Origin of the sequence: Demequina litoralis, assembly GCF_030418455.1 — a bacterium.
GTDB classification, from domain to species: Bacteria; Actinomycetota; Actinomycetes; order Actinomycetales; family Demequinaceae; genus Demequina; species Demequina litoralis.
The window spans coordinates 201,369-225,597 of the sequence record NZ_JAUHPW010000005.1; the positions used below are offsets into that span (position 1 = coordinate 201,369).

Sequence of the window (24,229 nt, forward strand, 5' to 3'; positions counted from 1 at the left end):
CGACCTCCGCGACCAGGCACGATGCGCGGTCGGGGGCGATCCGTACGCCGGTTGCGCGCGTGGGAGCGCAGGCCGGCGGCACGATGCGCGCTACCGGTGCAGGTAGACGCGTGCCTCCCAGGGGCCGAGCGGGATCTCGCCCGCGCCGGCCGGGTACGGCGTCGCGTCGGATCCCAGGTTGTGCAGGAGGAGCGCGCCTTGCGCCACGTCGACGCGGGCCACCGCATCGTCGCCGGACAGGTTGGCCGCGACGGTCATCACCGTGCCGTCGAGCGTGCGCCGGAAGGCGAACACCTGCGGGTCCTCGGGCAGCAGCATCTCGAACGTGCCGTGGGCCACCACGTCCTCGGAATGGCGCAACGCGATGAGCGCCCTGTAGAACGCGGACACCGAGTCCGGGTCGGCGCGCTGCGCCTCGGCGTTGAGCCACGTGTGGTTGGCCGTCACCGGCAGCCACGGCGTGCCCGTCGTGAAGCCCGCGTGCGGGGACGCGTCCCACTGGACCGGGGTGCGCGCGTTGTCGCGGCTCTGGGCCGCGAGGCCGTCCATGATGCGCTCGATCGGGACGTCCATCTCGCGCAGCTCGTCGTACGCGCCCAGGGACTCGATGTCGTGGTACTCGTCGATCGAGGTGAAGCCGGCGTTCGTCATGCCGAGCTCCTCCCCCTGGTAGATGTACGGCGTGCCGCGCTGGAGGTGCAGCACCGCGGCCAGCGCCTTGGCGGACGCGGCCCAGTGGTCGCGGTCGTCGCCGAAGCGCGAGACCACGCGCGGCTGGTCGTGGTTGTCCCAGTACAGCGAGTTCCAGCCGCGCTCGGCGAGCGCCGACTGCCACCGTCCGAGGATCGACTTGAGGCGCACGAGGTCGAGCGGCTGGGGGTCGAACTTGCCGAGCGGGCCGTGGTCGACGTCGACGTGCTCGAACTGGAACACCATGTCGACCTCGCGGCGCTCGGGGTCCGTGAAGAGCACCGCATCGTCCACCGTGACGCCCGGCATCTCGCCGACCGTGAGGAAGCGCCCCTCCCGACCCTCGAACACCTCGCGATGCATCTCGTGGAGGAACTCGTGGTTGCGCGGCCCGCACGCGTACAGCGGGAAGCCGTTGCCGAGCCCGCCGGCCAGCGGCTCGCCGTCGCGCAGCGGCAGGGTCTTCGAGATGAGGTTGATGACGTCCATCCGGAAGCCGTCGACGCCGCGGTCGAGCCACCAGTTCATCATCGCGTAGACGGCCTGCCGCACCTCGGGGTTCTCCCAGTTGAGGTCCGGCTGCTTCTGGTGGAACAGGTGGAGGTAGTACTCCCCCGACTCCTCGTCGAAGGCCCAGCTGGGCCCGGAGAAGAACGCCCGCCAGTTGGTGGGCTCGGCGCCGGTGGCGCCCGGCTCGAAGCCGGGACGCGGCGGCCGCCACCAGTACCAGTCGCGCTTGGGGCTGCGCTTCGACGCGCGCGACTCGAGGAACCACGGGTGCTCGTCCGACGTGTGGTTCACCACGAGGTCCATGACGATCTTCATGCCCCGCGCATGCGCCGCGGTAAGCAGCGCGTCGAAGTCCTCGAGGTCGCCGAAGGTCGGGTCGATGGCCTGGTAGTCGGAGATGTCGTAGCCGTTGTCGGCCTGCGGCGACGCGTAGATGGGCGACAGCCAGATGACGTCGACGCCCAGCCACTCGAGATGATCGAGCCGCGAGCGGATGCCCGCCAGGTCGCCGATGCCGTCGCCGTCGGAGTCCTGGAAGCTGCGGGGATACACCTGGTAGACCACCGCGGACTTCCACCAGTCGTCGCTCACGTCCGCTCCTCTCGCGTCATCGCTCCCTCCACACTAATCGGCCCGGCGGGCCGCGAGCCGCGCGTACAGCCCGCCGGCCTCGAGCAGCTCGACGTGGGTGCCGGACTCGGCGATGCGGCCGCGCTCGACCACGTGGATGACGTCCGCGTCGCGGATGGTGGAGAGACGATGCGCGACCACCAGGGTGGTGCGGCCCACGGCCGCCCGGTCGAGGGCGGCCTGCACCACGCGCTCGGACACGGTGTCGAGCGCGCTGGTGGCCTCGTCGAGCAGCAGCACGGGCGGGTCCTTGAGCAGCACCCGCGCGATCGCGACCCGCTGCTTCTCCCCGCCGGACAGCCGGTAGCCGCGCTCCCCCACGATCGTGTCGTAGCCGTCCTCGAAGCCCAGGATCGCGTCGTGGATGTCGGCCCGGCGGCACGCGTCCTCGAGCTCGGCGTCGGTGGCGTCGGGGCGCGCGTAGCGGAGGTTCTCGGCGATGGTCGCGTGGAAGAGGTACGTCTCCTGGCTCACCACGCCCACGTGCTCGACCACGGACTCGTGGCGCAGACGGCGCACGTCCTCGCCGGCGAAGCGCACCTCGCCGCCGCTCGCCTCGTGCAGGCGCGCGGCGAGGTAGACGATGGTGGTCTTGCCCGCGCCCGAGGGCCCGACGAAGGCGTGCGTGGTGCCCGGCTCCACACGGAAGGACACACCGGCCAGGGTGGGCGGCGCATCGTCCCGTGCGCCGGGGTACCGGAAGACGACGTCGCGGAACTCGACGGCGCCCAGCGGTCCCGGGGCGTCCTCGACCGCGATCGCATCCTCGGCGTCGCGGATCGCGGGCTCGAGGTCGAGGTACTCGAAGATGCGCGCGAACAGGGCGCGCGACGTCTGCACCTCGAGCGCGACGCGCATGAGCGCCATGAGCGGGAACAGCAGCCGCGACTGGACGGCGGTGAAGGCGACGATGGTGCCCGCGGTGATGAGGGTCGAGCCGCGGTCGATGAGCGCGCCCGCGGCGAGGTAGATGACCGCGGGAACCGAGGACATCACCACCGAGACGAGCCCGAAGAACCACTGCCCCGTCATCGCCTGCTGCACCTGGAGGCGGATCTGGGTGGCGTTCTCCTTGCGGAAGCGCTCGGTCTCGAGGCGCTGCCGGTTGTAGACCTTCGACAGCATGATGCCGCTGACCGAGAGCGTCTCCTGGGTGATCGCGGTGAGCTCGGACAGCGACTCCTGCGTGCGCGCGGCGATGCGCGCGCGGACCCGTCCCACGCGGCGCTGCACCACGACGAGCGCGGGCATGAGGATGACCGCGAGCACGGTGAGGCGCCAGTCGAGCAGCACCATGGCGACGAGGCTCGCGACCACCGTGACGGTGTTGCCGACGATGCTCGACACGAAGGTGGTGAGGACGCCCGACACGCCGCCGACGTCGTTCTGGAGGCGCGACTGGATGACGCCGGTCTTGGTGCGGGTGAAGAACGCGAGCTCCATCGACTGGAGGCGCGCGAAGAGCTGCTCGCGCAGGTCCCCCGTGACCCGGTTGCCCACGGACGAGGTGAGGTACGTCTGCCACACCTGCAGGCCCGCGGCCACGAGGTAGATCGCGATCATCACGCCGACCAGCTCCGCGAGCAGGCCCAGCTGCACGTCGCCGTCGGCCGGGAACAGCGCGTTGTCGAAGATGCGCTCGACGATGAGCGGCGGGATCACGGTCGCACCGGCCGCCGCGATCACGAGCACCGCGGTGGTGATCAGCGCCGCGCGGTACGGCCGGAACAGCGCCACGACGCGGGGCCACAGGTCGGGGATGTCCGGCGCCTCCGCGTTGAGGGCGCGCTGCGCGTCCTCGTCGCGGCTCGCGATGCCGCGGCCGGGCATGCCGCCCATGGCGGCGCGGCGACTGCCGGCGGGCGCGGGATGGCTCATGGGGAGAGCCTAGGGCCGGCCTCCGACGGCGGGACGATGCGCGCACCCCGCCGGCGCATCGTCGCCCTGGCGCCGCGTGCCACACTGGCGGCATGCCCGCCGCCCTCCCGTCGATCGCGTTCTTCGAGCCCCGCATCCCCGAGAACACGGGCAACGCGATCCGCCTGTCCGCCGTCACCGGCGCACCGCTGCGCCTGGTCGAGCCGCTCGGCTTCGAGCTCGAGGACTCCAAGCTCCGCCGCGCCGGCCTCGACTACCACGACCTCGCCAACGTCACGGTGCACGCGGACCTCGAGGCGATGCTCGACGCGCTGCCGGAGGCGCGGGTCTTCGCCTTCACCGCGCGCGCCGGCACCACCTACACCGAGGTCGCGTACGAGCCGGGCGACGTCCTCCTGTTCGGGCCCGAGCCCACGGGGCTGCCGCAGGAGGTCATGGACCACCCGCGCGTGACGTCGCTCGTGAGGATCCCGATGCTGGCGAGCCGCCGCTCGCTCAACCTCGCGAACTGCGCGTCGATCGTCATCTACGAGGCCGCGCGCCAGCTCGGCTTCGGCGACATGGAGTGAGGCGCGGAGCGAGCCCGCGCTAGATCCCGAGCTCGCGGAGCTCCGTCTCCTGCGGCTCGCCGGCCGCGCGCGCGAAGGCCTCCATGCCGAGGCGCACCGCCTCCTGGTCCTCCGGCGAGGCGGACTCGAGCACGTCGCGCAGCAACGCGCGGCGCGTCTCCGTCACGGTTGCGACGAGCTCCGCGCCCGCCTCGGAGAGGTCGACGTGCACCTCGCGCCGGTTGTCGGGCGCCTCGCCGCGCGTGATCCAGCCGCCCGTGCGGAGCCGCTCCACCGTGCGCGTGAGCGTCGACGGGTGGATGCCGATGCGGTCGGCCAGGTCGCCCATGCGCTGCGGCCCGGCGGTCGACAGCACGATGAGGACGCGGAACTGCGGCACGGTGACCTCGGCGAGCGCCGGGGCGAGCGAGCGGGCGACGATGCCGAGCAGGGCACGGGAGGCGACGAGGGTCGCGGAGGTGGCGTCGGTGGGCACGCCTCCACCGTAGCGTTGACGGTTCCGTACCTCTGCTAGGGTCCAAAGGTTGCTTCCGTACAACCGTGAGGATGTCCCGTTGTCCGCGCATGCCGCCGCCCGGGCCGAGCGCCCGTGGTCGTTCGCCCGCCTCCGCCGCTCCGAGAACACCGTGCTCATCGCGCTCGCGCTCGTCGTGGGCGTGCTCGGCGGATTCGGCGCGATCGCCTTCCGCTGGCTCGTCGAGACGGCGACGTGGGTCTTCTCGGGGCACGCGGACTACGCGGGCACCTCCGGCCACCCGGCGCACCCGTGGCTGCCGTGGCTCGGGGGCTTCTTCGTCGTGCTCGCCCCCGCGGTCGGCGGGCTCCTCTACGGGCCCCTCGTCCAGCGCTTCGCCAAGGAGGCGCGCGGCCACGGCGTGCCCGAGGTGATGTACGCGATCCACCGTCGCGGCGGCCGCATCCCCGTCAAGGTGGCGTTCGTCAAGGCCCTCGCCTCCGCCGTCACCATCGGCTCGGGCGGCTCGGTGGGCCGCGAGGGGCCGATCGTGCAGATCGGATCGGCGCTGGGCTCGTCCCTCGCGCGCGCCGCACGCCTGGACGAGAACGGCGTGCGGATGCTGGTCGCCTGCGGCGCGGCCGGCGGCATCGCGGCCACCTTCAACGCGCCCATCGCCGGAGTGTTCTTCGCCTTCGAGCTCCTGCTCGGCACGCTCGCCGCGCGCTCGATCGGCGCGATCGTCATCTCCGCCGTCACCGCATCGGTCATCGGCCGCGTGTTCCTGGGCGACGAGCCGTTCCTGGTGCTGCCCGAGTTCCACGTGGCGCATCTCGCGGAGTACGGCCTGTACGTCGTCCTCGGCGTGCTCGCCGCCCTCGTCGGCGTGACGTTCACCACGGTGCTCTACAAGATCGAGGACGCGTGGGACGCGGTCTGGCGGGGCCCGGAGTGGGCACGCCCCGCCGTCGGAGGGCTCGGGCTCGGGCTGCTGCTGCTCGCCGTCCCGCAGATGTACGGCGTCGGCTACCCCGTGCTCGAGGGCGCCGTCATGGGCCGCTACGCCGTCTGGTTCCTGCTGGTGCTGCTCGTGGCGAAGATCGTCGCCACCTCCTTCACGATCGGCATGGGCGGCTCGGGCGGCGTCTTCGCGCCGTCGCTGTTCCTGGGGGCCATGCTCGGGGCCGCGTTCGGGCAGGGCGCCGATGCGCTGCTCCCGGGCCTCGACCTCGACCCCGGGGCCTATGCGGTGGTGGGCATGGCCGCGGTCTTCGCGGGCGCGTCGCGCGCGCCGATCACGGCGGTGCTCATCCTGTTCGAGCTCAGCGGCGAGTACACGATCATCCTGCCGCTCATGCTCGCGGTCGCGGTGTCCACGCTGCTCTCGGGCAGGCTCTCGCACGACTCGATCTACACGCTCAAGCTGCGCCGCCGCGGCATCGACATCACGCGCCGCGCGGACACCCGGGCCCTCCACGGCTCGACCGTCGGCGAGCTCATGACCGCCGCTCCCCCGACCCTGCGCCGCGGCCTCCCCGCGGCGGACGCCGTCGGCGCGCTCGTGGCCGCGCGGCGGCACACGCTGCCGGTCGTCGACCGCGACGGCCGTTACCTCGGCGTCGTCACCTCGTCCGCCGCCGCCGGCGCGGTGACGTCCGACGACGACGCGGCCGAGGTCGTCGTGGGCCAGCTGCTCGAGAGACGCGCGGGCGTCGGGCCCTCGGACGCGGTCGAGGATGTGCTCGAGGAGCTGCTCGACGAGGAGGGCGCGGACGGCCTCGCGGTCGTCGAGGACGGCGCGCTCGTCGGGTGGTTGCAGCAGGACGCGGTGCTGCGCCGGCTCGCCTCCGCGTCCGTGTGACATGGCCCGGCGTCGTCGGCGCGGGCTCGGGCGGTTGCTAACCTCTTCGTGATCGAAGGGACCCCCGCATGACGCTTCGCCTCCTGCCCGCCTGGACCGCCGCCGCCGTCGGCGCCGCGGTGGTGCTCGCCGGCTGCACCCCGCTGGCCTCGGACGCCGAGCCCAGCGCGGACGCGTCGTCGCTGGCGGACCCGAGCCTGTCGGCGGTCGCCGTCGCACCGGCCGGCACGCCCGACCCGTGCGAGATGATCACGCTCAAGAAGCTCAACGGCATCGTCGACGTGAAGATGGCCGACGGCGAGTTCAACTCGAGCCTGTCGTACGAGGGCCGCAACATCTGCGAGTGGCGCCCCAAGAACGAGGAGCGCTCCGAGCCGCGCGTCCAGGTCGAGATCAACTGGGAGTACCCGGACCCCGAGGCGCACCAGGCGATCGCGGAGGGCGTCTTCGGCAGGACCGTGAAGCCGGGCGGCAAGATCAAGCACGCCGAGAACGCGTACGCGCTGCCGGGCCGCCGCACCATCGGCATGGGCGTCGGCGACTACTTCGTCAAGGTCTCCTTCATCCAGCCGAACCGCAAGGGCGCACCGGACATCACCCTCAAGCTGGCGCGCGCCGTGTCGTCCACGCTCGCCGAGGAGATCGGCGCGGCCTGATCCCGGCCGCCCGCCGCATCGTCCCTCCGGACGCTACGGCGTGGGCGCCTGCGCGTCGTACTCGCGCCACGCCCGCTGCGCGCGGGTGAGGATCGCGATGAGCGCGACGATGACGACGCCGCCGAGCAGCGGCGGGAACCACAGCGCGACCGCGGTTGCGAGGATGCCCGCGTAGAGGTCGCCGATGCGGGGCCCGCCCGTGACGACGACGATGAAGACGCCCTGCAGGCGCCCGCGCATCTCGTCGGGCGCGGCGGTGATGATCATGGTCTGGCGGAAGATCGCGCTCACCTCGTCCGAGGCGCCCATGCCCGCCATGCACAGCGCGAGCACGATCAGCGTCGCCCAGTGGACGCCGCCCCAGCCCTCGGCGGGCTCGTGACCGGTGGCGCCGAGCAGCAGCGTGGTGAGCCCGAACAGCGCCGCGAACAGGCCGAAGAGCTGGATCGCGCGCGAGATCGCGACGCCGTGGCGGTGGACCCGGGCGACCGGCCCGGAGAACAGGCTCGTGAGCATCGTGCCGATCGCGCCCGCGGCGGTCAGCGCGCCCACGGTGAGCGAGCCGCCGCCGACCACCGTCGCACCGAGCGCCGGGAAGAGCACGTAGGGCCGGCCGAACGTCATCGCGATGATGTCGACGACGAAGCTCATGCGGATGTTCGGCGCGTGCCGCAGGAACGTCAGCCCCTCCTTGAGCACGGGCCAGCCGGCCTCGACCCGCTCCCCCAGCCGCGGCAGCGACGGCAGCATCCAGATGCCGAGGAAGCCCGCGGTGAAGAGCACCGCGTCGATGGTGAACGTCCACGGCAGGCCCACGCCCGCCGCGAGCACGCCCGCGAGCGCCGGGCCGATGGTGAGCATCGCGCCGAAGGAGATGCCGTTGAGGGCGGTGGCCCGGCTGATCATCTCCGGCGGCAGGATGCGGCCCACCACCGAGCCGCGCGTCGCGTTCGACACGGTCGACGCGACCGCGCTCACCGTGGTGACGACGAAGAACGGCCACACCGCCGCGTGCCCGCCGTCTCCCTGGAGGTGCTGATCCCAGAACGACAGCGCCGCGAGCGCGATGGTCGACGCCCACGCCACCAGCGACGAGGCGATGAGCACCTTCCGACGATCGAAGACGTCGGCGATCATGCCGCCCCACAGGCCGGCGACGATCATCGGCAGCAGCGCGACGCCGCCCACGAGGCCCACCATGAAGGTCGACTCGGTGATCTCGTAGATCTGGAGGCCCACCGCGACCTGCGTCATGAACGCGCCGATCCCGCTGATGGCGCCGCCGATCCACAGCCGCGCGAAGGCGGGGCTCGCCTTGAGCGGCGCGATGTCGACCAGGTGGCGGGACAGCCCGCGGCGGGACGATGCGGGGGTGTCGGTCTCGGGCGCGGCGCCGGCGGGGTCCTGGGTCACCGCAGGATTCTAGGGCCGGGCGCCGACGCCGTCAGTCGAGCCCCTTCTTGAGGAAGCGTGCGGTGGGCTCGTAGCCGAGCGCCTTGTAGAAGTCGACCGCGCGCGACGTGGCGACGCACACGTAGGCGACCTCCCAGGCGGCCGAGGCCTCCTCGGCGCGCTCCATGAGCGCCGCGCCGATCCCCCGGCCGCGGCGCTCGGGCACCACGTAGATCTCCTCCACCACCGCCACCACGCCGCCCGCGAACAGCGCGGGCACACGATGCACGACCACGTAGCCGACCGGCTCGCCGTCGAGCTCCGCGAGGAACGCGCCGACGCCGTACTGGCCCACGAGGGCGGCGAGCGCGCCGGTCACCCCGTCGGGCGCGGGCGGCGCGCCGAGCGCGAGGTCCGCCGCGAAGGACGCGAGGACCGCGGCGTCCCTGAAGGTCGCCGCCCGGATGGTGAGCGCCGCATCGGCCATGGTCCGACGCTAGCCGACACGCGCATCGTCCACCCGGCGTCCGAGCACACGCGCGGGTGACATCGTCATGACACAATCACGCCATGCCAGGTACCAACCTCACGCGCGCCGAGGCCGAGGCCCGCGCCGCCATCGTCGCGGTCGACACCTACACCGTCGACCTCGACCTCACCACGTCGGACACCACCTTCCGTTCGACCTCGACCGTGCGCTTCACCGCGACCCCGGGTGAGACCACCTTCATCGACCTGATCGCACCGCAGGTGCTGAGCATCACCCTCAACGGCGAGGAGCTCGACCCCGCGACGCACTTCGAGGACTCGCGGATCACGCTGCCGACGCTCGCCGTGGAGAACGAGCTCACCGTGGTCGCCGACTGCGCTTACATGAACACCGGCGAGGGCCTGCACCGCTTCGTCGACCCCGAGGACGGCGAGGTGTACCTGTACTCGCAGTTCGAGGTCGCCGACACGCGCCGCGTCTACGCGGTCTTCGAGCAGCCCGACCTCAAGGCCTCCTTCACGTTCGCGGTGACCGCGCCCGAGCACTGGCACGTGCTGTCGAACTCGCCGGCCACCAAGACCGCCGCCGAGGGCTCGGTCGAGATCGCCGGCACCGCGCGCGGCGTCGCCCGCTGGGAGTTCTCGCCCACCACGCGCATCCCCTGCTACGTCACCGCGATCGTCGCGGGCCCGTACCACGAGGTGGTCGGCACGGTGGAGTCGCGCAAGGGCACGCTGAGCGCCAACGTGTACTGCCGCAAGGGCCTCGCGCCGTACCTCGACGCGGACGTCATCCTCGACGACACCCAGAAGGGCTTCGCCTTCTACGAGGAGAAGTTCGAGACGGACTACCCGTTCGAGAAGTACGACCAGATCTTCGTCCCCGAGTTCAACGCCGGCGCGATGGAGAACGCGGGCTGCGTGACGTTCCTCGAGGACTACGTGTTCCGCTCCAAGACCGCGCAGGCGCGCGTCGAGCGCCGCACCGTGACGGTGCTGCACGAGCTCGCGCACATGTGGTTCGGCGACCTCGTCACCATGCGGTGGTGGAACGACCTGTGGCTCAACGAGTCGTTCGCGGAGTTCGCGTCGACCCTGGCGACTGCCGAGGTCACCCGGTACTCGAACGCGTGGGTGACCTTCAACGCGCTCGAGAAGTCGTGGGCGTACCGCCAGGACCAGCTGCCGTCGACGCACCCGATCATGGCCGACATCAAGGACCTCGAGGACGTCGAGGTGAACTTCGACGGCATCACCTACGCGAAGGGCGCGTCAGTGCTGCGCCAGCTGGTCGCGTGGGTGGGCCAGGACGAGTTCTTCACCGGCGTCGCCGAGTACATGCGCAAGCACCACCACGCGAACGCGACCCTGAACGACCTCCTCGTCGAGCTCGAGAAGGCCTCCGGCCGCGACCTCTCCGGCTGGTCCGACGTGTGGCTGCAGAAGGCGGGCGTCACCACGCTGCGCCCGATCGTCGAGACGGACGATGCGGGGGTCATCACCTCGTTCGCCGTCCGCCAGGAGGTCCCGGCCGAGTGGCCGACCCAGCGCCCGCATCGTCTCGCCATCGGCGGCTACGACGTCGTGGTGGACGAGGACGGCGACGAGGTGCTCGAGCGTGTCCTCCACGTCGAGACCGACATCGACGGCGAGCTGTCGCACATCGACGAGCTCGTGGGCCGTCAGCGCCCCGCGCTCATCCTCGTCAACGACGGCGACCTCGCCTACGCGAAGGTGCGCCTCGACGACGCCTCCCTCGAGGCCGCGGTCGAGCATGTCGCGAAGTTCACCGACCCGCTGGCCCGCTCCATGGTGCTGGCGGCGGCGTGGGACATGACCCGCGACGCCGAGATGCCGGCGCGCCAGTACATCGACCTCGTGCTGAAGAACATCGGCGGCGAGACGGAGTCCACCACGGTGCTGGTGCTGCTGCGCCAGCTGCAGACCACGATCGCGCTGTACGTCCACCCGTCGCACACCGACGAGGTGCAGGCCGCCGCCGCGCGCGAGATCTGGCGCCTCATGGTCGCCTGCGACCCGGGCTCGGACAGCCAGCTCCAGCTGGTCAAGGCCTTCGCGTCCCTCGCTTGCGTCGACTCGATGTTCGACACGGTGCAGGCCCTCATCGACGGCAAGATCCAGATCGACGGGCTCACCATCGACACGGACCTCGCATGGGACCTGCTCATCTCGCTGGTCGCGGGAGGGCGTGCGGGCGAGGTCGCGGTCGAGCTGCAGCTGTCGAAGGACGCGACCGCGTCGGGCGAGCGCCGCGCCGCGCACGCCCGTGCCGCGATCGCGACCCCCGAGGCCAAGCGGGCCGCGTTCGACGCGCTCATCAACGCGGAGAAGGACCTGCCCAACGCGCTCCAGTACGAGACCATCGCGGGCTTCAACCACGTCCACGACCTCGACCTGCTGGTGCCGTACGTCGACGAGTACTTCGACGCGCTGCGCCGCATCTACGCGACCAAGACGAACGAGATCGCCGCGAACCTCATCGAGGGGCTCTACCCCGTCGAGCTCGCGGGCCGCGTCCCGGACCTGCAGGACAAGGCCTTCGCGTGGCTCGAGGCCAACCCGGACGCGCACGACGCGCTCAAGCGCCTCATCCGCGAGGGCTCGGACGGCGTGCGCCGCGCGCTCAAGGCCCAGGCGGCGGACCTGGCCTACTAGCGCCACCGCCGCCCTCCCACGGGGAAGCCACCGACGCTCTCGAGCGATCCGTGACTCCTACGGGGAAGACACCGACGGCCGCACCTCGCACCGAGGTGCGGCCGTCGTGCCGTCCGGGGCGCGGCTGCCACCATCCGCCGCCGCGGGCGACCGTCGCTCAGCTCCCCGCAGGAGTCGCAAACCTTCCAGAACCGTCGCTGAGTTCCCCGCAGCGGGGTCGTGGTGGGTCGTGGTGGGTCTTGGTGGGGCGGGGCGGGTGGGGCGGGGTGGGACCGCTGCGGTGGGTGCATAAGGGCATCCCCTGCCAGACTTGACCCATGCCAGGTCTGAACCTCACCAAGCAGGAGGCTGCCGAGCGCTTCTCGGTGGTCTCCCGCGCCGCGTACGCGGTCTCGCTCGACGTCACCCCCGCGGGCGACACCTTCCGCTCCGACACCACCGTCGAGTTCGCCGCCACCCCCGGCGCCACCACCTTCATCGAGGCGGTCGCGCCGCGCATCGACCTCATCGAGCTCAACGGCGAGACGCTCGACCCGTCGCTGCACCGCGACGGCCGCATCGAGCTGGCGAACCTGGCGGAGCACAACACCGTGCGCATCGCGGGAGACTTCGGCTACCGCAACGACGGCCAGGGCATCCACCGCTTCGTCGACCCCGCGGACGGCGAGGTGTACCTCTACAGCCAGTTCGCGGCGAACGACACCCGCGCCGCCTTCGCGTGCTTCGACCAGCCCGACATCAAGGGCGAGTTCTCGTTCTCGGTCGTGGTGCCCGACCACTGGATGGTCGTCTCCAACTCCCCCACCCCGGAGCCCACCTACGAGGACGGCGCCACCACCGTCGCGGGCGCCGAGCACGGGCTCGCGCGCTGGACCTTCGGCCCCACGGTGCCGATCCCCTCGTACGTCGCCGCGATCGTCGCCGGCCCGTACGCGTACCACGAGGGCGTGCTCCACAGCGCGAAGGGCGACATCCCGGCCCGCATCTACGGCCGCCCGTCGCTCGAGCAGCACTTCGACGGCGACCGCGTCCTCGAGGACACGCAGGCCGGTCTCGAGCTCTACGAGCGCGTGTTCCGCACCGAGTACCCGTACGAGAAGTACGACCAGGTCTACGTGCCGCAGTACAACCTGGGCGCGATGGAGAACGTCGGCTGCGTCACCATCTCCGAGGACCGGCTGCTGTTCCGCGGCCGGCCCACCGCCGCCGAGCTCGAGTTCCGTACCGTGGTGGTGCTGCACGAGCTCGCGCACATGTGGTTCGGCAACCTCGTCACGATGAAGTGGTGGGACGACCTGTGGCTCAACGAGTCCTTCGCCGAGTTCGTCGGCACGTGGGCCGCGGCCGAGATCTCGGAGTGGAAGGACGCGTGGGTGACCTTCGCGGCCAACCGCAAGTCCGTCGCGTACGTCCAGGACCAGCTCCCCACCACGCACGCGATCGTCACCGAGGTGCCCGACACCGAGGCCACGGTGTCCGCCTTCGACATGATCACCTACGCCAAGGGCGCCTCGGCGCTGCGCCAGCTCGCGCAGTACGTGGGCGAGGACGCGTTCTTCGGCGGCGTCGCGACCTACCTCCAGCGCTACCACCACGGCAACGCGACGCTCGCGGAGTTCCTGGCCGAGGTCGAGGAGGCCGCCGACCGTCCGCTCGACGAGTGGGCGCGCGTGTGGCTCGAGACCCCCGGGGTCACCACCCTGCGCGCGGTGCTCGCCACGGACGACGCGGGCACCCTCACGCGCCTCGCCGTCGACGAGGACGTCCCGGCGGAGCACCCCGTGCCCCGCCCGCACGGCGTCGAGATCGCCGGCTACCGGCTCCGCGACGGAGTGCTCGACCGCGACTGGGCCGTCACCGCCACCGTGGGCGGCGAGCTCGTCGAGATCCCCGAGGCCGTGGGCCACCCCCGCCCCGACCTGCTGCTCGTCAACGACCGCGACCTCACGTACGCCAAGCTCCACCTCGACGACGTCTCCCTCGCGACCCTCGAGGCCCACATCGACGCGATCACGGACCCGATGGTGCAGGCCACGGTGCTCGACGCGCTGTGGCACATGACCCGCGACGGGTCGCTGCCCGCACAGCGCTACATCGACGCCGTGCTCACGCTGCTGCCGCACGTGCGCAACTCCGCGACCGCCGAGTCCCACGTGGCCCTCATGGTCGTGGCGCTGCGCCGCTACCTCGCGCCCGAGCTCGTCGCCGAGGTGACCGAGGCCGCCGCCGAGCGGCTGTGGACCGCGCTCGCGGCCGCCGAGCACGGCTCGGACATCCAGCTCCAGCTGCTCAAGGGCTACGCGCAGCTCGCGTGCACCACGGAGCAGGCGCTGCGCCTGCGCGCCCTCGTCGAGGACGCCGCGGAGATCCCCGGCGTCGAGATCGACTCCGACCTCACGTGGGACCTGCTCGCGGGGCTCGCTGCGGCCGGCGGCATCGGCCTCGAGGAGATCGGCCACTACGCCGCCATGGACGTGTCCGCGGCCGGTCAGCGGCGCGCGGCCGGCGTGCGCGCCTCCGTCGCCACCGCGGAGGCGAAGCAGGCGGCGTGGGACGCGCTCGTGCGTCCCGAGGACGGCCCCGCCATCAACGCGGTGCAGTTCGAGCTCGCGGCGGGCCTGGCCCGGGCGGTCGACCCCGCGCTCCTCGCGCCGCTGCTCGACGACCTGCTCGGGTCGCTGCGCGGCTACTACGACGCGAACGCCGGCTTCGTCGGCGCCCGCGTCGCGCGCCTCACGCTGCCCGTGCAGCTCGCGGGCCGCGTCGACGGCCTCGCCGACCGCCTCGAGCACTGGCTCGCCGACCACGGCGACGCCCCGAGCGTGCTGCGCAAGACCGTCGTCGAGGCGCTCGACCACGTGCGCCGCGCGCAGGTCGCGCAGACCGTGAGCCGGATGGCCATCCCCCGCTGACGTGCGCCGGGACGATGCGGCGACCGCCGCATCGTCCCGCGTGGCCCGCGGCGTGCGCCCGGTCTACCCGCGCGCGTGCTTGATCGCGCGGAAGAGGCGGCGCACGCGCGGGTGCTCGAACAGGTCGTCGAGCAGCACGGGCACACCGTTGCCGTCGGTGACGGGCACGCACCAGTTGGGGTACTCGGTGTCCGTGCCGGGCATGTTCTGGGCGCGACGCTCGCCGACCGCGTCGGTGACCGCGACGCCGGTGAGCAGCGCGGGGCTCTCGAGGACCCAGCGGTGCAGGCCCGCGATGAGGTCCTCCTCGTTGTAGTCGCCGAGGATCCAGCCGCGCTCGAGCATGATGTCGATGAAGGCCTGGCGCTCGCGCTCCGCCTCCGCCTGCGCGTCCTCGATGCTGCCGCCGCCGAGCATCCCGAGCTCCGCGCGCAGGCGGACGTGCTCGCCCGCGAGGTACGCGCCCGTGGGCGGCAGGTCGTGGGTAGTGACGGCCGCGAGCGTGTCGGCGCGGTAGTGCTCGGGCAGGCGCGGGGCGCCGTCGTCGTGGCGCTCGAACCACGTGATGGAGGTGCCGAGCAGGCCGCGCTCATGCAGGTACTCCCGCACCCACGGCTCGACGGTGCCGAGGTCCTCGCCGATGACGAGCGCGCCGGCACGCTCCGCCTCGAGCGCGATGATGCCGATGAGCGCCTCATGGTCGACGTAGACGTACACGCCGTCGACGGGGATGTGGCCCTCCGGCACCCACCACTGGCGGAACATGCCGAGCACGTGGTCGATGCGCAGCGCGCCCGCGTTGCGGATGGCCGCGCGCACCATGTCGCGGAACGGCAGGTAGGCGGCCGCCTCGAGGGCGCGCGGCTGCCACGGCGGGATCGACCAGTCCTGGCCGAGCGCGTTGTAGAAGTCCGGCGGCGCTCCCATGCTCTGGCCCTGCGCGAGCACGCGCTGGTACGACCAGGCGTCCGCGCCCTCGGGGTGGACGCCCACGGCGAGGTCGATCATCACGCCGATGCTCATGCCGGCGCGCTTCGCGGTCGCCTGCGCGTCCGCGAGCTGCGCCTCGCAGATCCACTGGAGCCACGCGTAGTAGAGGACGCGGTCGGCGTGCTCGTCGCGCCAGCGCGCGACGGCCGGGGATGCGGGCGAGTCGAACTCGTCGGGCCACGGCAGGCCCTTGTGGGCCTCGGCGATCGCGCACCACGTGGCGAAGTCCTCGAGCGCCGCGCCCTCGCGCAGGCAGAACGCCTCGAACAGCGCCTCGCGGCCCGCCGAGCGCGGCGCGAGGAACACCTCCTCGAGGGCGGCGGACTTGAGGCGCCAGATCGCGTTGCGGTCGAGCAGCTCGTCCGTATCGTTGGTGCGCTGCGGCCGCTCCGCCTCCCACGCGAGCAGCGCGCGCTGCTGCGACGGGAGGTACGCGACCTCGGGGATGTCCTCGACCCGGATGTACAGGGGCGACATATAGCGCTTCGAGGTGGGCAGGTACGGCGAGTTCGAGATCGGCGGGACGGGCTCCGTCGCGTGCAGCGGGTTGATGAGCACGAAGTCGGCCTCGCCGCGCGACTTGCCGAGCGCGCACAGGTCCGCGAGGTCCGCGAGGTCGCCGATCCCCCACGAACGCGCCGAGCGCAGCGAGTACAGCTGCACGGTGAGCCCCCAGGGACGATGCGCGCGCACGTCGTCGCGCATCGTCACGCGGGCGGGCGTCACCACGACGTAGCCGCGGCCGCGGCGACCCTTGGTCTCCGCCTCGACGACGTGCCAGCCCAGCGGAAGGTCGCCGGGCACCTCGAACGTCGCGCGGCCGAGCGTCTGCACGCCCACCTTCCGCGGCGGGACCCAGCGGTCGAGCTGCTCGAGCGCGCGCTCCTCGCCCGACTCGAGCCGCAGGCCGAGCGAGGCGGGGTCGCCGTCGATCACGTGGACGGGGATCTCGCGGCTCTCGCCGGCGCAGAGCACCGTGATGGGCGGCACGAGCCGCGCCCATTCCTGATCCTCGAGCCCCTCGAGCGTGCGTTCGCACGCGACGTCGGACGAGGCGTCGAGCCCCATCGACGTGAGGGCGGCACGGATCGCCGCGGCGGAGCACTGGACCTGGGTTCCGTCGATGGCGTAGTACTCGACGGAGACGCCGCATGCGCGCGCGAGCGCGACGAGCGGCTCCGACGGGGCCTCACGCTCGACCTCGGGCGCATCGATCACGTGTCAATCCTGCCAGATGCGAGGGTGTATAGGGGCGGCGGCGCGCGCTCGCTACTCTGTTGGGGTGCTGACTCTCTCCGCATCTCCCGAGCCGTCCACCTCTCCCACGCTCGAGGGTCCTGCCAGCGATGTGCAGAACCTGTGGGAGGACCTCACGAGCGACACCTCGGGCCAGTTCATCGGGCTCGGCCTCGCGATCCTGCTGCTCGTCATCGTGTGGTTCGTGGGCCGCGCGGTCATCCGCGGCATCGTCATGGGCATCGAGAAGGGCACGCCGCTCGACGGCCGCGCCCGTCGCGCGATGCGCAAGGCGAAGATCAAGGTCGCCGAGCCCGACACGATGGAGCTCCGTCTCGAGGGCGAGCGGCGCCGCCAACGCGCGAACACCATCGGCAGGGTGCTCAACTCGACCCTCGCCGTCGTGCTCGTGACGATCGGCGTGACGACCGTGCTGTCGATGGTCGGCGTGCCCGTGGGTCCGCTCATGGCCTCCGCGGGTGTGGTCGGCGTCGCGCTCGGCTTCGGCGCGCAGTCGCTCGTCAAGGACGTGCTCAGCGGCGTGTTCATGCTGCTCGAGGACCAGTACGGCGTGGGCGACGTGGTGAACCTGGGCGAGGCGACGGGCTCGGTCGAGGAGGTGGGGCTGCGGTGCACGCGGCTGCGGTCCCTCGACGGCACGGTCTGGTACGTGCCCAACGGCGAGATCACGCGCGTGGGCAACATGACGCGCATGTGGTCGCGCGCGCTCGTCGAGGTGCGCTTCGCGTACGACACCGACATCGAGGCGGCCCGCGAGGCGATGATCGACGCGGTGAAGGCGGCCCAGGCCGGCCACGACAAGGTCGCCTCCGCGATCCTGGGCGAGCCCGAGGTCGCGGGCATCGAGTCGCTCGAGTACAACGCGGTGATGCTGCGGCTGCTGGTGCAGACCAACCCGTCCACGCAGTGGGACGTGCAGCGCGAGGTGCGTCACGAGATGCGCCGCATCTTCGCGGAGCGCGGCATCGAGCTCGCGGTGCCGGGCGAGGCCATGGTGGTCGACTCGCAGGGGCCCAAGCGGCTACTGCACGACTCGGCGCGCCCCGCGGGCGACGAGCAGCCGGTGGACCAGGACGGCAGCCGCCTGCCTCCCCCGAACGACGGCGACGACGAGTGAGCACGCCGGGCATGAGCGTGGGCGCCGGACCCGCGCAGGAGCAGGGCCAGTCCTTCTTCGAGGCCGTGGGCGGGCACGCGACCTTCGACGCGATCGTGCGCGCCTTCTACGAGGGCGTCGCCGCGGACCCGGTGCTGCGGCCCATGTACCCCGAGGACGACATGGAGGGCGCGGTCTCCCGCCTGACCCTGTTCCTCGAGCAGTACTGGGGCGGACCCACGACGTACTCCGAGACCCGCGGCCATCCGCGCCTGCGCATGCGGCACATGCCCTTCAAGGTCAACCCCGACGCCCGCGACCGCTGGATCGCCCACATGCGCGAGGCGGTGGCGCGTCAGAACCTCGCGCCGCTGCACGCCGTCACCCTGATGGACTACCTCGAGCGCGCCGCGCACTCGATGGTCAACACGTTCGACGCCACCGAGGAGAGCTGATGCCCGCGATCGAGGACACCTGGGCGGACTCCGCCGTCGCCGCCGGGATGGACGTGCTGGACCTGCGGCGCTTCGGCGACACGAGCTTCGAGGGTGACTCGATGCCGATGCCGGGCGGCCGCGTGTTCGGCGGCCAGGTGCTCGCGCAGGCGCTCCTCGCAGCGGGCGCCACGGTGCCGGAGGACCGCTTCGCGCACTCGCTCCACGGCTACTTCCTGCGGGCGGGCGACGCCGCGCACCCCATCCAGTTCGAGGTCGAGGTGCTGCGCGACGGCCGCTCGTTCTCGGCGCGGCGCACGCACGCGCTGCAGGACGGCCGGCCCATCCTGTCGATGATCACGTCGTTCCAGATCGAGCAGGAGGGACCCGAGCACGCGGTGGCGATGCCCGAGGTGCCCGGCCCGGAGTCGGTGCAGTCGGGCATCGACATCCTCGCGCCGTTCGCCGGCCACCCGTCGGCGGACTTCTGGCTCACCAAGGCGCCGTTCGACGTCCGCCACGTCGAGGGCTCGCTGTTCCTGGGCCCCGACAAGCGACCGAAGCAGTACCAGACGGCGTGGATGAGGCTGAGGGGGCCGATCGACGGCTCGGACCTCATGCACCGCGCGCTGCTGGCCTTCGGCTCGGACCAGGTGATGCTCGAGCCGCTGCTGCGCCGCCACGGCGCGTCCTGGGTGACCCCGGACATCTCCTTCGCGAGCCTCGACCACGCCATGTGGTGGCACCGCCCGGCGCGCGCCGACGAATGGCTGCTCTTCGTCCAGGACTCCCCGACCGCTCAGGGCGGTCGCGGTCTCACCGGCACGTGGATCTTCTCCGAGGACGGCCGGCTCGTCGCATCGGCCGCCCAGGAGGGCATGATCCGCCTCCCGCGCTAGCCCTCCTACCAGGCCTTTCACCGTTGCGCGAGGCGGACGGTCAACGCTTTCTGGAATATTTCAATTCCGTAACGAAGCCCGATCTGGTTGGACAGCGGGCGGGGCCGGGTTGTTACGGTCGCAGGGCCGTTCCCACTGGCAAGCGCCAGTCATGAGAACGTCAATGACCAGCCAAAGGCCTCCTGGCGCGCCCCTCCCCGGATGACGCGCCGGAGTGCTAGTAGCGGCGCTCCCGGGCGCTGCCAGGCGGGCCCGTGATTGCCGTCCGACGGCTGCGAGTCCTCTCGCTAGCCGAGGCCCTTGCGCACCTGAGAACCCCAGGAGCTGAAGGACCGATGAACGACGACACGATCGCCCTGCGCGCGGAAGGCCTGTACAAGGTCTTCGGGCGCCACGCCGACGAGGCGGTGATCCAGCTGCACCGCGGCACGCCGCGCGACGAGCTGCCGAGCGGCACCACGGCCGCCGTGATCGACGCCTCCTTCGAGGTCCGGAGCGGCGAGATCTTCGTGGTGATGGGCCTGTCCGGCTCGGGCAAGTCCACCCTCATCCGCATGCTCAACGGCCTGCACGATGCGACGGCCGGGTCGGTCGAGGTCGCGGGCGAGCGCATCACCGACATCCCCGCGAAGCGCCTCCGCGAGATCCGCCAGAAGCGCATCTCGATGGTGTTCCAGCACTTCGCGCTGCTCCCCCACCGGACGGTGCTCGACAACGTGGCCTACGGCCTCGAGATCCAGGGCATGCCGCTCGACGAGCGCGTCGCCCGGGCCCGCAAGGTCACCGAGATCGTCGGCCTCAAGGGCTGGGAGGAGAAGCACCCCGCGGAGCTCTCCGGCGGCATGCAGCAGCGCGTGGGCCTCGCCCGCGCCCTCGCCGCCGACACGGACGTCCTGCTCATGGACGAGGCCTTCTCCGCGCTCGACCCGCTGATCCGCCGCGAGATGCAGGACCAGCTGCTCGAGCTCCAGGCCGAGCTGGGCAAGACCATCATCTTCATCACGCACGACCTCAACGAGGCGATGTACATCGGCGACCGCATCGCGGTGATGCGCGACGGCCGCATCGTCCAGATCGGGTCGCCCGAGGACATCCTCACCAACCCCGCGAACGACTACGTCGAGCAGTTCGTCCAGGACGTCGACCGCACCAAGGTGCTGACCGCCGAGTCCGTGATGCGCAAGCCGCGCGCCGTCGTGCACGTCGGCGCCGGCCCGCGCGCCGCGCTCACCACCATGCGCGACGAGCAGCTCGCCGGCGCGTACGTGGTCAACAAGGACCGCACCATCGTGGGCTGGGTCCGCGACCGCGACGTCTTCGACCTCGTCCGCAGGGGCGAGAAGGACCTCGCGCCCGTCATCCAGGCCGACCACGGCGCCGTCGCCACCGACACCGCGCTCGCCGACCTCTTCATCCCGTCGCTCGAGGCGGCGCTGCCGCTCGGCGTGCTCGACGGCCGCAGCCGCCTCGTGGGCGTCATCCCCCGCGTGACCCTGCTCGCGGCGCTCGGCGGCGAGCCCGAGGCCGCCGCCACCGCGACGCCGCGTCCCGACCCGCTGCCCGCCGAGGTGGTCGACAAGGTCCTGGGCGCCGCCGTCGGAGCCCGCGCCGCCGAGCCGAAGGAGGCCGTCTGATGGATATCCGCATCCCCGTCGGCACGTGGATCAAGAGCTTCTTCGACTGGCTCGAGGACAGCTTCTCCTGGTTCTTCGAGGGCCTCCGCGAGGTCCTCATCTGGATGTTCGACGCCGTCGACTGGGTCTTCGCGACCCCGCCGGCCCTCGTGGTGATCGCGCTCGTCGCATTCGGCGCCCTGCTGGCCCGCGGATGGAGGTTCGCCGTCGGCTCGGTGGTCGGCCTGCTCTTCATCATGAGCGTCAACCAGTGGGACAACGCGATCGACTCGCTCGCGCTCGTCCTGGTCGCCGCGTTCCTCGCGGTCGCGATCTCGATCCCGCTGGGCATCTGGGCCGCGCGCAACGACACGGTGTCGAAGATCGTGAAGCCCGTCATGGACTTCCTTCAGACGCTGCCCGCCTTCGTCTACCTCATCCCCGCGCTCGCCCTGTTCCGCGTCGGCGTGGCGCCCGGCATCATCGCGACCCTGATCTTCGCGATGGCACCCGGCGTGCGCCTCACCGAGCTGGGCATCCGCGGCGTCGACAAGGAGGTCGTCGAGGCAGGCCAGGCCTTCGGCGCCCACCCGCGCCGCATCCTGCGCCAGATCCAGATCCCCCTCGCGATGCCGTCGATCATGGCCGGCATCAACCAGATCATCATGCTGTCGCTGTCGATGGTGGTCATCGCCGGCCTCGTCGGCGCCCGTGGCCTCGGCGGCGACGTCGCCCAGGCGATCTCCGCGCTCAACGTCGGACTCGGCTTCGAGGCCGGTCTGTCCGTCGTGGTCCTCGCGATCCTGCTGGACCGCTTCACCGCGTCCTTCGGCAAGGGCCTCGGCCTGTACTCGAGGTGGCGCAAGTCCTACGTCGCGAAGAAGGAGGCCGAGGAGCAGGCCCGCTTCGACGCGGAGATCATCGAGGTCGGCGGCCCCCGCCGCAGCCCCGGCGGCGGCGCCGGCTGACCCCACCCGCGCATCGTCCTCCCGGACGCTGCCCCACGCCGTCCGCCCGGACGGCACCACAGACCTCGCGGCTTCTGAGGGAGCCGCGTGCACCCCGCCCCGACCGATGGGCGACCGGTGCTGCTCGCTGCGGGGGGAGACACCCCTCGCTGAGAAAGGAAACACATCATGAAGCTTCGCGCCTTCGCGCCCTTCGCCATGGCTGCCGCCGGCGGCCTCGTGCTCGCCGGCTGCTCGTCCTCGGACGCCGACACCGACGCCGCCGCGTCCGGTGACGCCGCCGGTGGCGACCTCACCCTCGCCGTGTTCAACGGCTGGGACGAGTCGCTCGCGACCTCGCTCCTGTGGGAGAACATCCTCGAGGGCAAGGGCTACAACGTCGAGCTCGAGTATGCCGACCCGGCCGTCGTCTTCCAGGGCGTCGCGGACGGCGACTACGACGTCGTGACCGACGTGTGGCTGCCCCTCACCCACGCCTCGTACATCGAGGAGTTCGGTGACGACATGGAGGAGCTCGGCGCCTGGTTCGACTCCGCTGCCCTCACCGTCGCGGTCAACGCCGACGCCCCCGTCGACTCGCTCGCGGACCTCGCGGCCAACGCCGACGAGTTCGGCGGCCGCATCGTCGGCATCGAGCCCGGCGCCGGCCTCACCGCCACCGTCCAGGACGCGGTCATCCCGACCTACGGCCTCGAGGACATGGAGTTCCTCACCTCGTCGACCCCGGCGATGCTCTCCGAGCTCGACACCGCCACCTCGAACGGCGAGAACATCATCGTCACGCTGTGGGAGCCCCACTGGGCCTACGGCGCCTACGACCTCAAGAACCTCGAGGACCCCGAGGGCACGCTCGGCGAGGCCGAGAGCATCGTGACCTACGGCCGCACCGGCCTGGGCGAGGAGTTCCCCGAGGTCGCCGAGTGGATGGGCGCGTTCACCATGGACGCCGACCACCTGTACGACCTCGAGAACCAGCTCCAGGGCGTGGACGCCGACGGTCAGGCCGACGTGGTCGCCGAGTGGGTCGCCGCGAACCAGGAGTGGGTCGACTCGCTCACCGCGTAGCCTCCTCCCCTTCCACGTCGACCCCCCTGCGGGGAGCTGACCGACGGTTCCGGAAGGTTCGAGACTCCTACGGGGAGCCCAGCGACGGCGCGGCGCCTTCGGGCGCCGCGCCGTTGCGCTGTCAGCGCTTGCGGAAGCGCACCGGCTCGTCGAGGTGCGGGCTCCACGCCTCGCGCTCGGCGTCGCTGAGGCGGCGCGGGCGCTGCGTCGCGGAGTCGACGAGCACCAGCGTGGTCGCGGCGCGGGCGTACAGCACCGGCTCGTCCTCGCCCTGCGGCGACCAGACCTCGTAGCAGATCTCGATGCTCGCGCCCCCGAGCCGCCCGATCCACAGGTGCACGTCGAGCGGCCGTCGCAGGTACGGGATGGGCTCGAGGTACTCGATCTGCTGCGCGGCGATGAGCGTGATCGTCTCCGCGTCGGGGCCTCCCGCGATGAGGGCGGTGTGCGGGACCTCGTGCTCCTCGGCGGCCGAGCGGTCCGCCCAGAAGACGCGGATGCGCGCCTCCTCGAGCAGGCGGAGCATCTCCGCGTTGTTGACGTGGCCGTAGGCGTCGAGGTCCGACCACCGCAGCGTGATCGGGACATGGATGCGGGTCATGGAGCCACGCTAGCGCCGCGGCGGCCACCGGCCACCCGAGCGACGCACCGACCGTGCGGAAGCGACCGCCGCCCGCCCGCGGCGGATGGCTCGCTACCTGCGGGGACGCCGGGCCACGGCGTAGCGTGGCCGCATGGAGTTCTTCGAGCCCCAGGTGATCCTCTTCGTCGAGGACTGCGAGCGCGCCGCCGCGTTCTACGCGCGCCTGGGCTTCGCCGAGACGTTCCGCAGCGCCGACGATGCGCCTGTGAAGGTGGAGATGGCGCTCGGCGGGTTCACGCTCGGGCTGGCCCATCCCGGTCCGGCCGCGCAGAGCCACGGGCTCGAGCCGGTCACCGAGGGCGATCGCGTGTGCCTCACCCTGTGGACCGACGACGTCGAGAGCGCCTTCGACCGCGTGGTCGAGGCCGGCGGGCAGGCGCGCCGGGAGCCGCACCCCTTCCGCGAGGTGCTCCGGGTCGCCTTCGTCAACGACCTCGACGGGCATCCGATCCAGCTGGTCGAGCGCGTGGGCTGAGACGACGACGCCCCTCGCCTGATGCCAGGCGAGGGGCGTCGCTCAGTCTCCCGCAGGGGTCACGAACCTCCG

19 protein-coding genes are annotated in these 24,229 nt (G+C 71.9%); 12 read left to right on the plus strand and 7 right to left on the minus strand.

The annotated features are described in order from the left end of the window. Nucleotides 1–90 precede the first annotated feature (90 nt). Complete coding sequence (locus QQX09_RS08435; RefSeq protein WP_301133416.1) at nt 91–1,791, minus strand: alpha-glucosidase; 1,701 nt, start codon at nt 1,789–1,791, stop codon at nt 91–93. Between the two features lie 33 nt (nt 1,792–1,824). After that, nucleotides 1,825–3,669: an ABC transporter ATP-binding protein gene (locus tag QQX09_RS08440; RefSeq protein ID WP_301133483.1), complete on the minus strand. Its 1,845-nt coding sequence runs from the start codon at nt 3,667–3,669 to the stop codon at nt 1,825–1,827. Between the two features lie 131 nt (nt 3,670–3,800). Between QQX09_RS08440 and QQX09_RS08445 the strand changes: the two genes are divergently transcribed. Then, nucleotides 3,801–4,277: a tRNA (cytidine(34)-2'-O)-methyltransferase gene (locus tag QQX09_RS08445; RefSeq protein ID WP_301133418.1), complete on the plus strand. Its 477-nt coding sequence runs from the start codon at nt 3,801–3,803 to the stop codon at nt 4,275–4,277. Between the two features lie 19 nt (nt 4,278–4,296). Here the strand turns inward: QQX09_RS08445 and QQX09_RS08450 are convergent, their stop codons facing one another. Then, on the minus strand, nt 4,297–4,752 hold the full coding sequence (locus tag QQX09_RS08450; protein ID WP_301133421.1) for a MarR family winged helix-turn-helix transcriptional regulator: 456 nt from the start codon (nt 4,750–4,752) through the stop codon (nt 4,297–4,299). 79 nt (nt 4,753–4,831) lie between these two features. On the opposite strand from QQX09_RS08450, the gene QQX09_RS08455 reads away from it, so the two are divergent. Next, complete coding sequence (locus QQX09_RS08455; protein ID WP_301133423.1) at nt 4,832–6,592, plus strand: chloride channel protein; 1,761 nt, start codon at nt 4,832–4,834, stop codon at nt 6,590–6,592. Nucleotides 6,593–6,660: 68 nt separating this feature from the next. Continuing rightward, nucleotides 6,661–7,248, plus strand: a complete 588-nt coding sequence (locus tag QQX09_RS08460; protein ID WP_301133424.1) for a hypothetical protein — start codon at nt 6,661–6,663, stop codon at nt 7,246–7,248. Nucleotides 7,249–7,281: 33 nt separating this feature from the next. On the opposite strand, the gene QQX09_RS08465 is transcribed toward QQX09_RS08460, so the two are convergent. Together QQX09_RS08465 and QQX09_RS08470 are read right to left on the minus strand one after the other, a co-directional pair. Beyond that, nucleotides 7,282–8,661 carry an MFS transporter gene (locus QQX09_RS08465; RefSeq protein WP_301133426.1) on the minus strand — a complete coding sequence of 460 codons (1,380 nt, stop codon included), beginning with the start codon at nt 8,659–8,661 and terminating at the stop codon, nt 7,282–7,284. 31 nt (nt 8,662–8,692) lie between these two features. Beyond that, on the minus strand, nt 8,693–9,127 hold the full coding sequence (locus QQX09_RS08470) for a GNAT family N-acetyltransferase (RefSeq protein WP_301133427.1): 435 nt from the start codon (nt 9,125–9,127) through the stop codon (nt 8,693–8,695). Nucleotides 9,128–9,210: 83 nt separating this feature from the next. Here QQX09_RS08470 and pepN (QQX09_RS08475) point away from each other — a divergent pair, with 83 nt between their 5' ends. Together pepN (QQX09_RS08475) and pepN (QQX09_RS08480) are read left to right on the plus strand one after the other, a co-directional pair. Continuing rightward, complete coding sequence (gene pepN / locus QQX09_RS08475) at nt 9,211–11,805, plus strand: aminopeptidase N (RefSeq protein WP_301133429.1); 2,595 nt, start codon at nt 9,211–9,213, stop codon at nt 11,803–11,805. Nucleotides 11,806–12,122: 317 nt separating this feature from the next. Beyond that, complete coding sequence (gene pepN / locus QQX09_RS08480) at nt 12,123–14,717, plus strand: aminopeptidase N (protein ID WP_301133431.1); 2,595 nt, start codon at nt 12,123–12,125, stop codon at nt 14,715–14,717. Between the two features lie 63 nt (nt 14,718–14,780). Here the strand turns inward: pepN (QQX09_RS08480) and malQ are convergent, their stop codons facing one another. Beyond that, nucleotides 14,781–16,925: a 4-alpha-glucanotransferase gene (gene malQ, locus QQX09_RS08485; RefSeq protein ID WP_301133433.1), complete on the minus strand. Its 2,145-nt coding sequence runs from the start codon at nt 16,923–16,925 to the stop codon at nt 14,781–14,783. Between the two features lie 64 nt (nt 16,926–16,989). Between malQ and QQX09_RS08490 the strand changes: the two genes are divergently transcribed. The 6 genes from QQX09_RS08490 (at nt 16,990) to QQX09_RS08515 (ending at nt 23,039) form a co-directional block, all read left to right on the plus strand. Continuing rightward, the gene (locus QQX09_RS08490; protein ID WP_301133435.1) at nt 16,990–18,081 is read left to right on the plus strand and encodes a mechanosensitive ion channel family protein; all 1,092 of its coding nucleotides are present in this window, start codon (nt 16,990–16,992) and stop codon (nt 18,079–18,081) included. 11 nt (nt 18,082–18,092) lie between these two features. After that, the gene (locus QQX09_RS08495; RefSeq protein ID WP_301133485.1) at nt 18,093–18,515 is read left to right on the plus strand and encodes a globin; all 423 of its coding nucleotides are present in this window, start codon (nt 18,093–18,095) and stop codon (nt 18,513–18,515) included. After that, on the plus strand, nt 18,515–19,393 hold the full coding sequence (locus QQX09_RS08500) for an acyl-CoA thioesterase (RefSeq protein ID WP_301133437.1): 879 nt from the start codon (nt 18,515–18,517) through the stop codon (nt 19,391–19,393). Before QQX09_RS08495 ends, QQX09_RS08500 begins: the two co-directional genes overlap by 1 nt. A 335-nt stretch (nt 19,394–19,728) precedes the next feature. Continuing rightward, the gene (locus QQX09_RS08505) at nt 19,729–21,027 is read left to right on the plus strand and encodes a quaternary amine ABC transporter ATP-binding protein (RefSeq protein ID WP_301133444.1); all 1,299 of its coding nucleotides are present in this window, start codon (nt 19,729–19,731) and stop codon (nt 21,025–21,027) included. Next, nucleotides 21,027–21,974, plus strand: a complete 948-nt coding sequence (locus QQX09_RS08510) for an ABC transporter permease (RefSeq protein WP_301133445.1) — start codon at nt 21,027–21,029, stop codon at nt 21,972–21,974. Before QQX09_RS08505 ends, QQX09_RS08510 begins: the two co-directional genes overlap by 1 nt. Before the next feature lie 168 nt (nt 21,975–22,142). Then, the gene (locus QQX09_RS08515) at nt 22,143–23,039 is read left to right on the plus strand and encodes a glycine betaine ABC transporter substrate-binding protein (protein WP_301133447.1); all 897 of its coding nucleotides are present in this window, start codon (nt 22,143–22,145) and stop codon (nt 23,037–23,039) included. A gap of 121 nt (nt 23,040–23,160) precedes the next feature. Here QQX09_RS08515 and QQX09_RS08520 read toward each other — a convergent pair whose 3' ends face one another. After that, the gene (locus QQX09_RS08520; RefSeq protein WP_301133449.1) at nt 23,161–23,640 is read right to left on the minus strand and encodes an acyl-CoA thioesterase; all 480 of its coding nucleotides are present in this window, start codon (nt 23,638–23,640) and stop codon (nt 23,161–23,163) included. Between the two features lie 133 nt (nt 23,641–23,773). Here QQX09_RS08520 and QQX09_RS08525 point away from each other — a divergent pair, with 133 nt between their 5' ends. Next, on the plus strand, nt 23,774–24,157 hold the full coding sequence (locus tag QQX09_RS08525; protein ID WP_301133451.1) for a VOC family protein: 384 nt from the start codon (nt 23,774–23,776) through the stop codon (nt 24,155–24,157). The last annotated feature ends 72 nt before the right edge of the window (nt 24,158–24,229 follow it).

Coding starts and splice junctions, on each gene's coding strand:
- QQX09_RS08440 (WP_301133483.1), bottom strand. CDS start 3,669: ATGGGCGGCATGCCCGGCCGCGGCATCGCGAGCCGCGACGAGGACGCG.
- QQX09_RS08445 (WP_301133418.1), top strand. CDS start 3,801: ATGCCCGCCGCCCTCCCGTCGATCGCGTTCTTCGAGCCCCGCATCCCC.
- QQX09_RS08460 (WP_301133424.1), top strand. CDS start 6,661: ATGACGCTTCGCCTCCTGCCCGCCTGGACCGCCGCCGCCGTCGGCGCC.
- QQX09_RS08470 (WP_301133427.1), bottom strand. CDS start 9,127: ATGGCCGATGCGGCGCTCACCATCCGGGCGGCGACCTTCAGGGACGCC.
- pepN (WP_301133429.1), top strand. CDS start 9,211: ATGCCAGGTACCAACCTCACGCGCGCCGAGGCCGAGGCCCGCGCCGCC.
- pepN (WP_301133431.1), top strand. CDS start 12,123: ATGCCAGGTCTGAACCTCACCAAGCAGGAGGCTGCCGAGCGCTTCTCG.
- QQX09_RS08495 (WP_301133485.1), top strand. CDS start 18,093: ATGAGCGTGGGCGCCGGACCCGCGCAGGAGCAGGGCCAGTCCTTCTTC.
- QQX09_RS08500 (WP_301133437.1), top strand. CDS start 18,515: ATGCCCGCGATCGAGGACACCTGGGCGGACTCCGCCGTCGCCGCCGGG.
- QQX09_RS08505 (WP_301133444.1), top strand. CDS start 19,729: ATGAACGACGACACGATCGCCCTGCGCGCGGAAGGCCTGTACAAGGTC.
- QQX09_RS08510 (WP_301133445.1), top strand. CDS start 21,027: ATGGATATCCGCATCCCCGTCGGCACGTGGATCAAGAGCTTCTTCGAC.
- QQX09_RS08515 (WP_301133447.1), top strand. CDS start 22,143: ATGAAGCTTCGCGCCTTCGCGCCCTTCGCCATGGCTGCCGCCGGCGGC.
- QQX09_RS08520 (WP_301133449.1), bottom strand. CDS start 23,640: ATGACCCGCATCCATGTCCCGATCACGCTGCGGTGGTCGGACCTCGAC.
- QQX09_RS08525 (WP_301133451.1), top strand. CDS start 23,774: ATGGAGTTCTTCGAGCCCCAGGTGATCCTCTTCGTCGAGGACTGCGAG.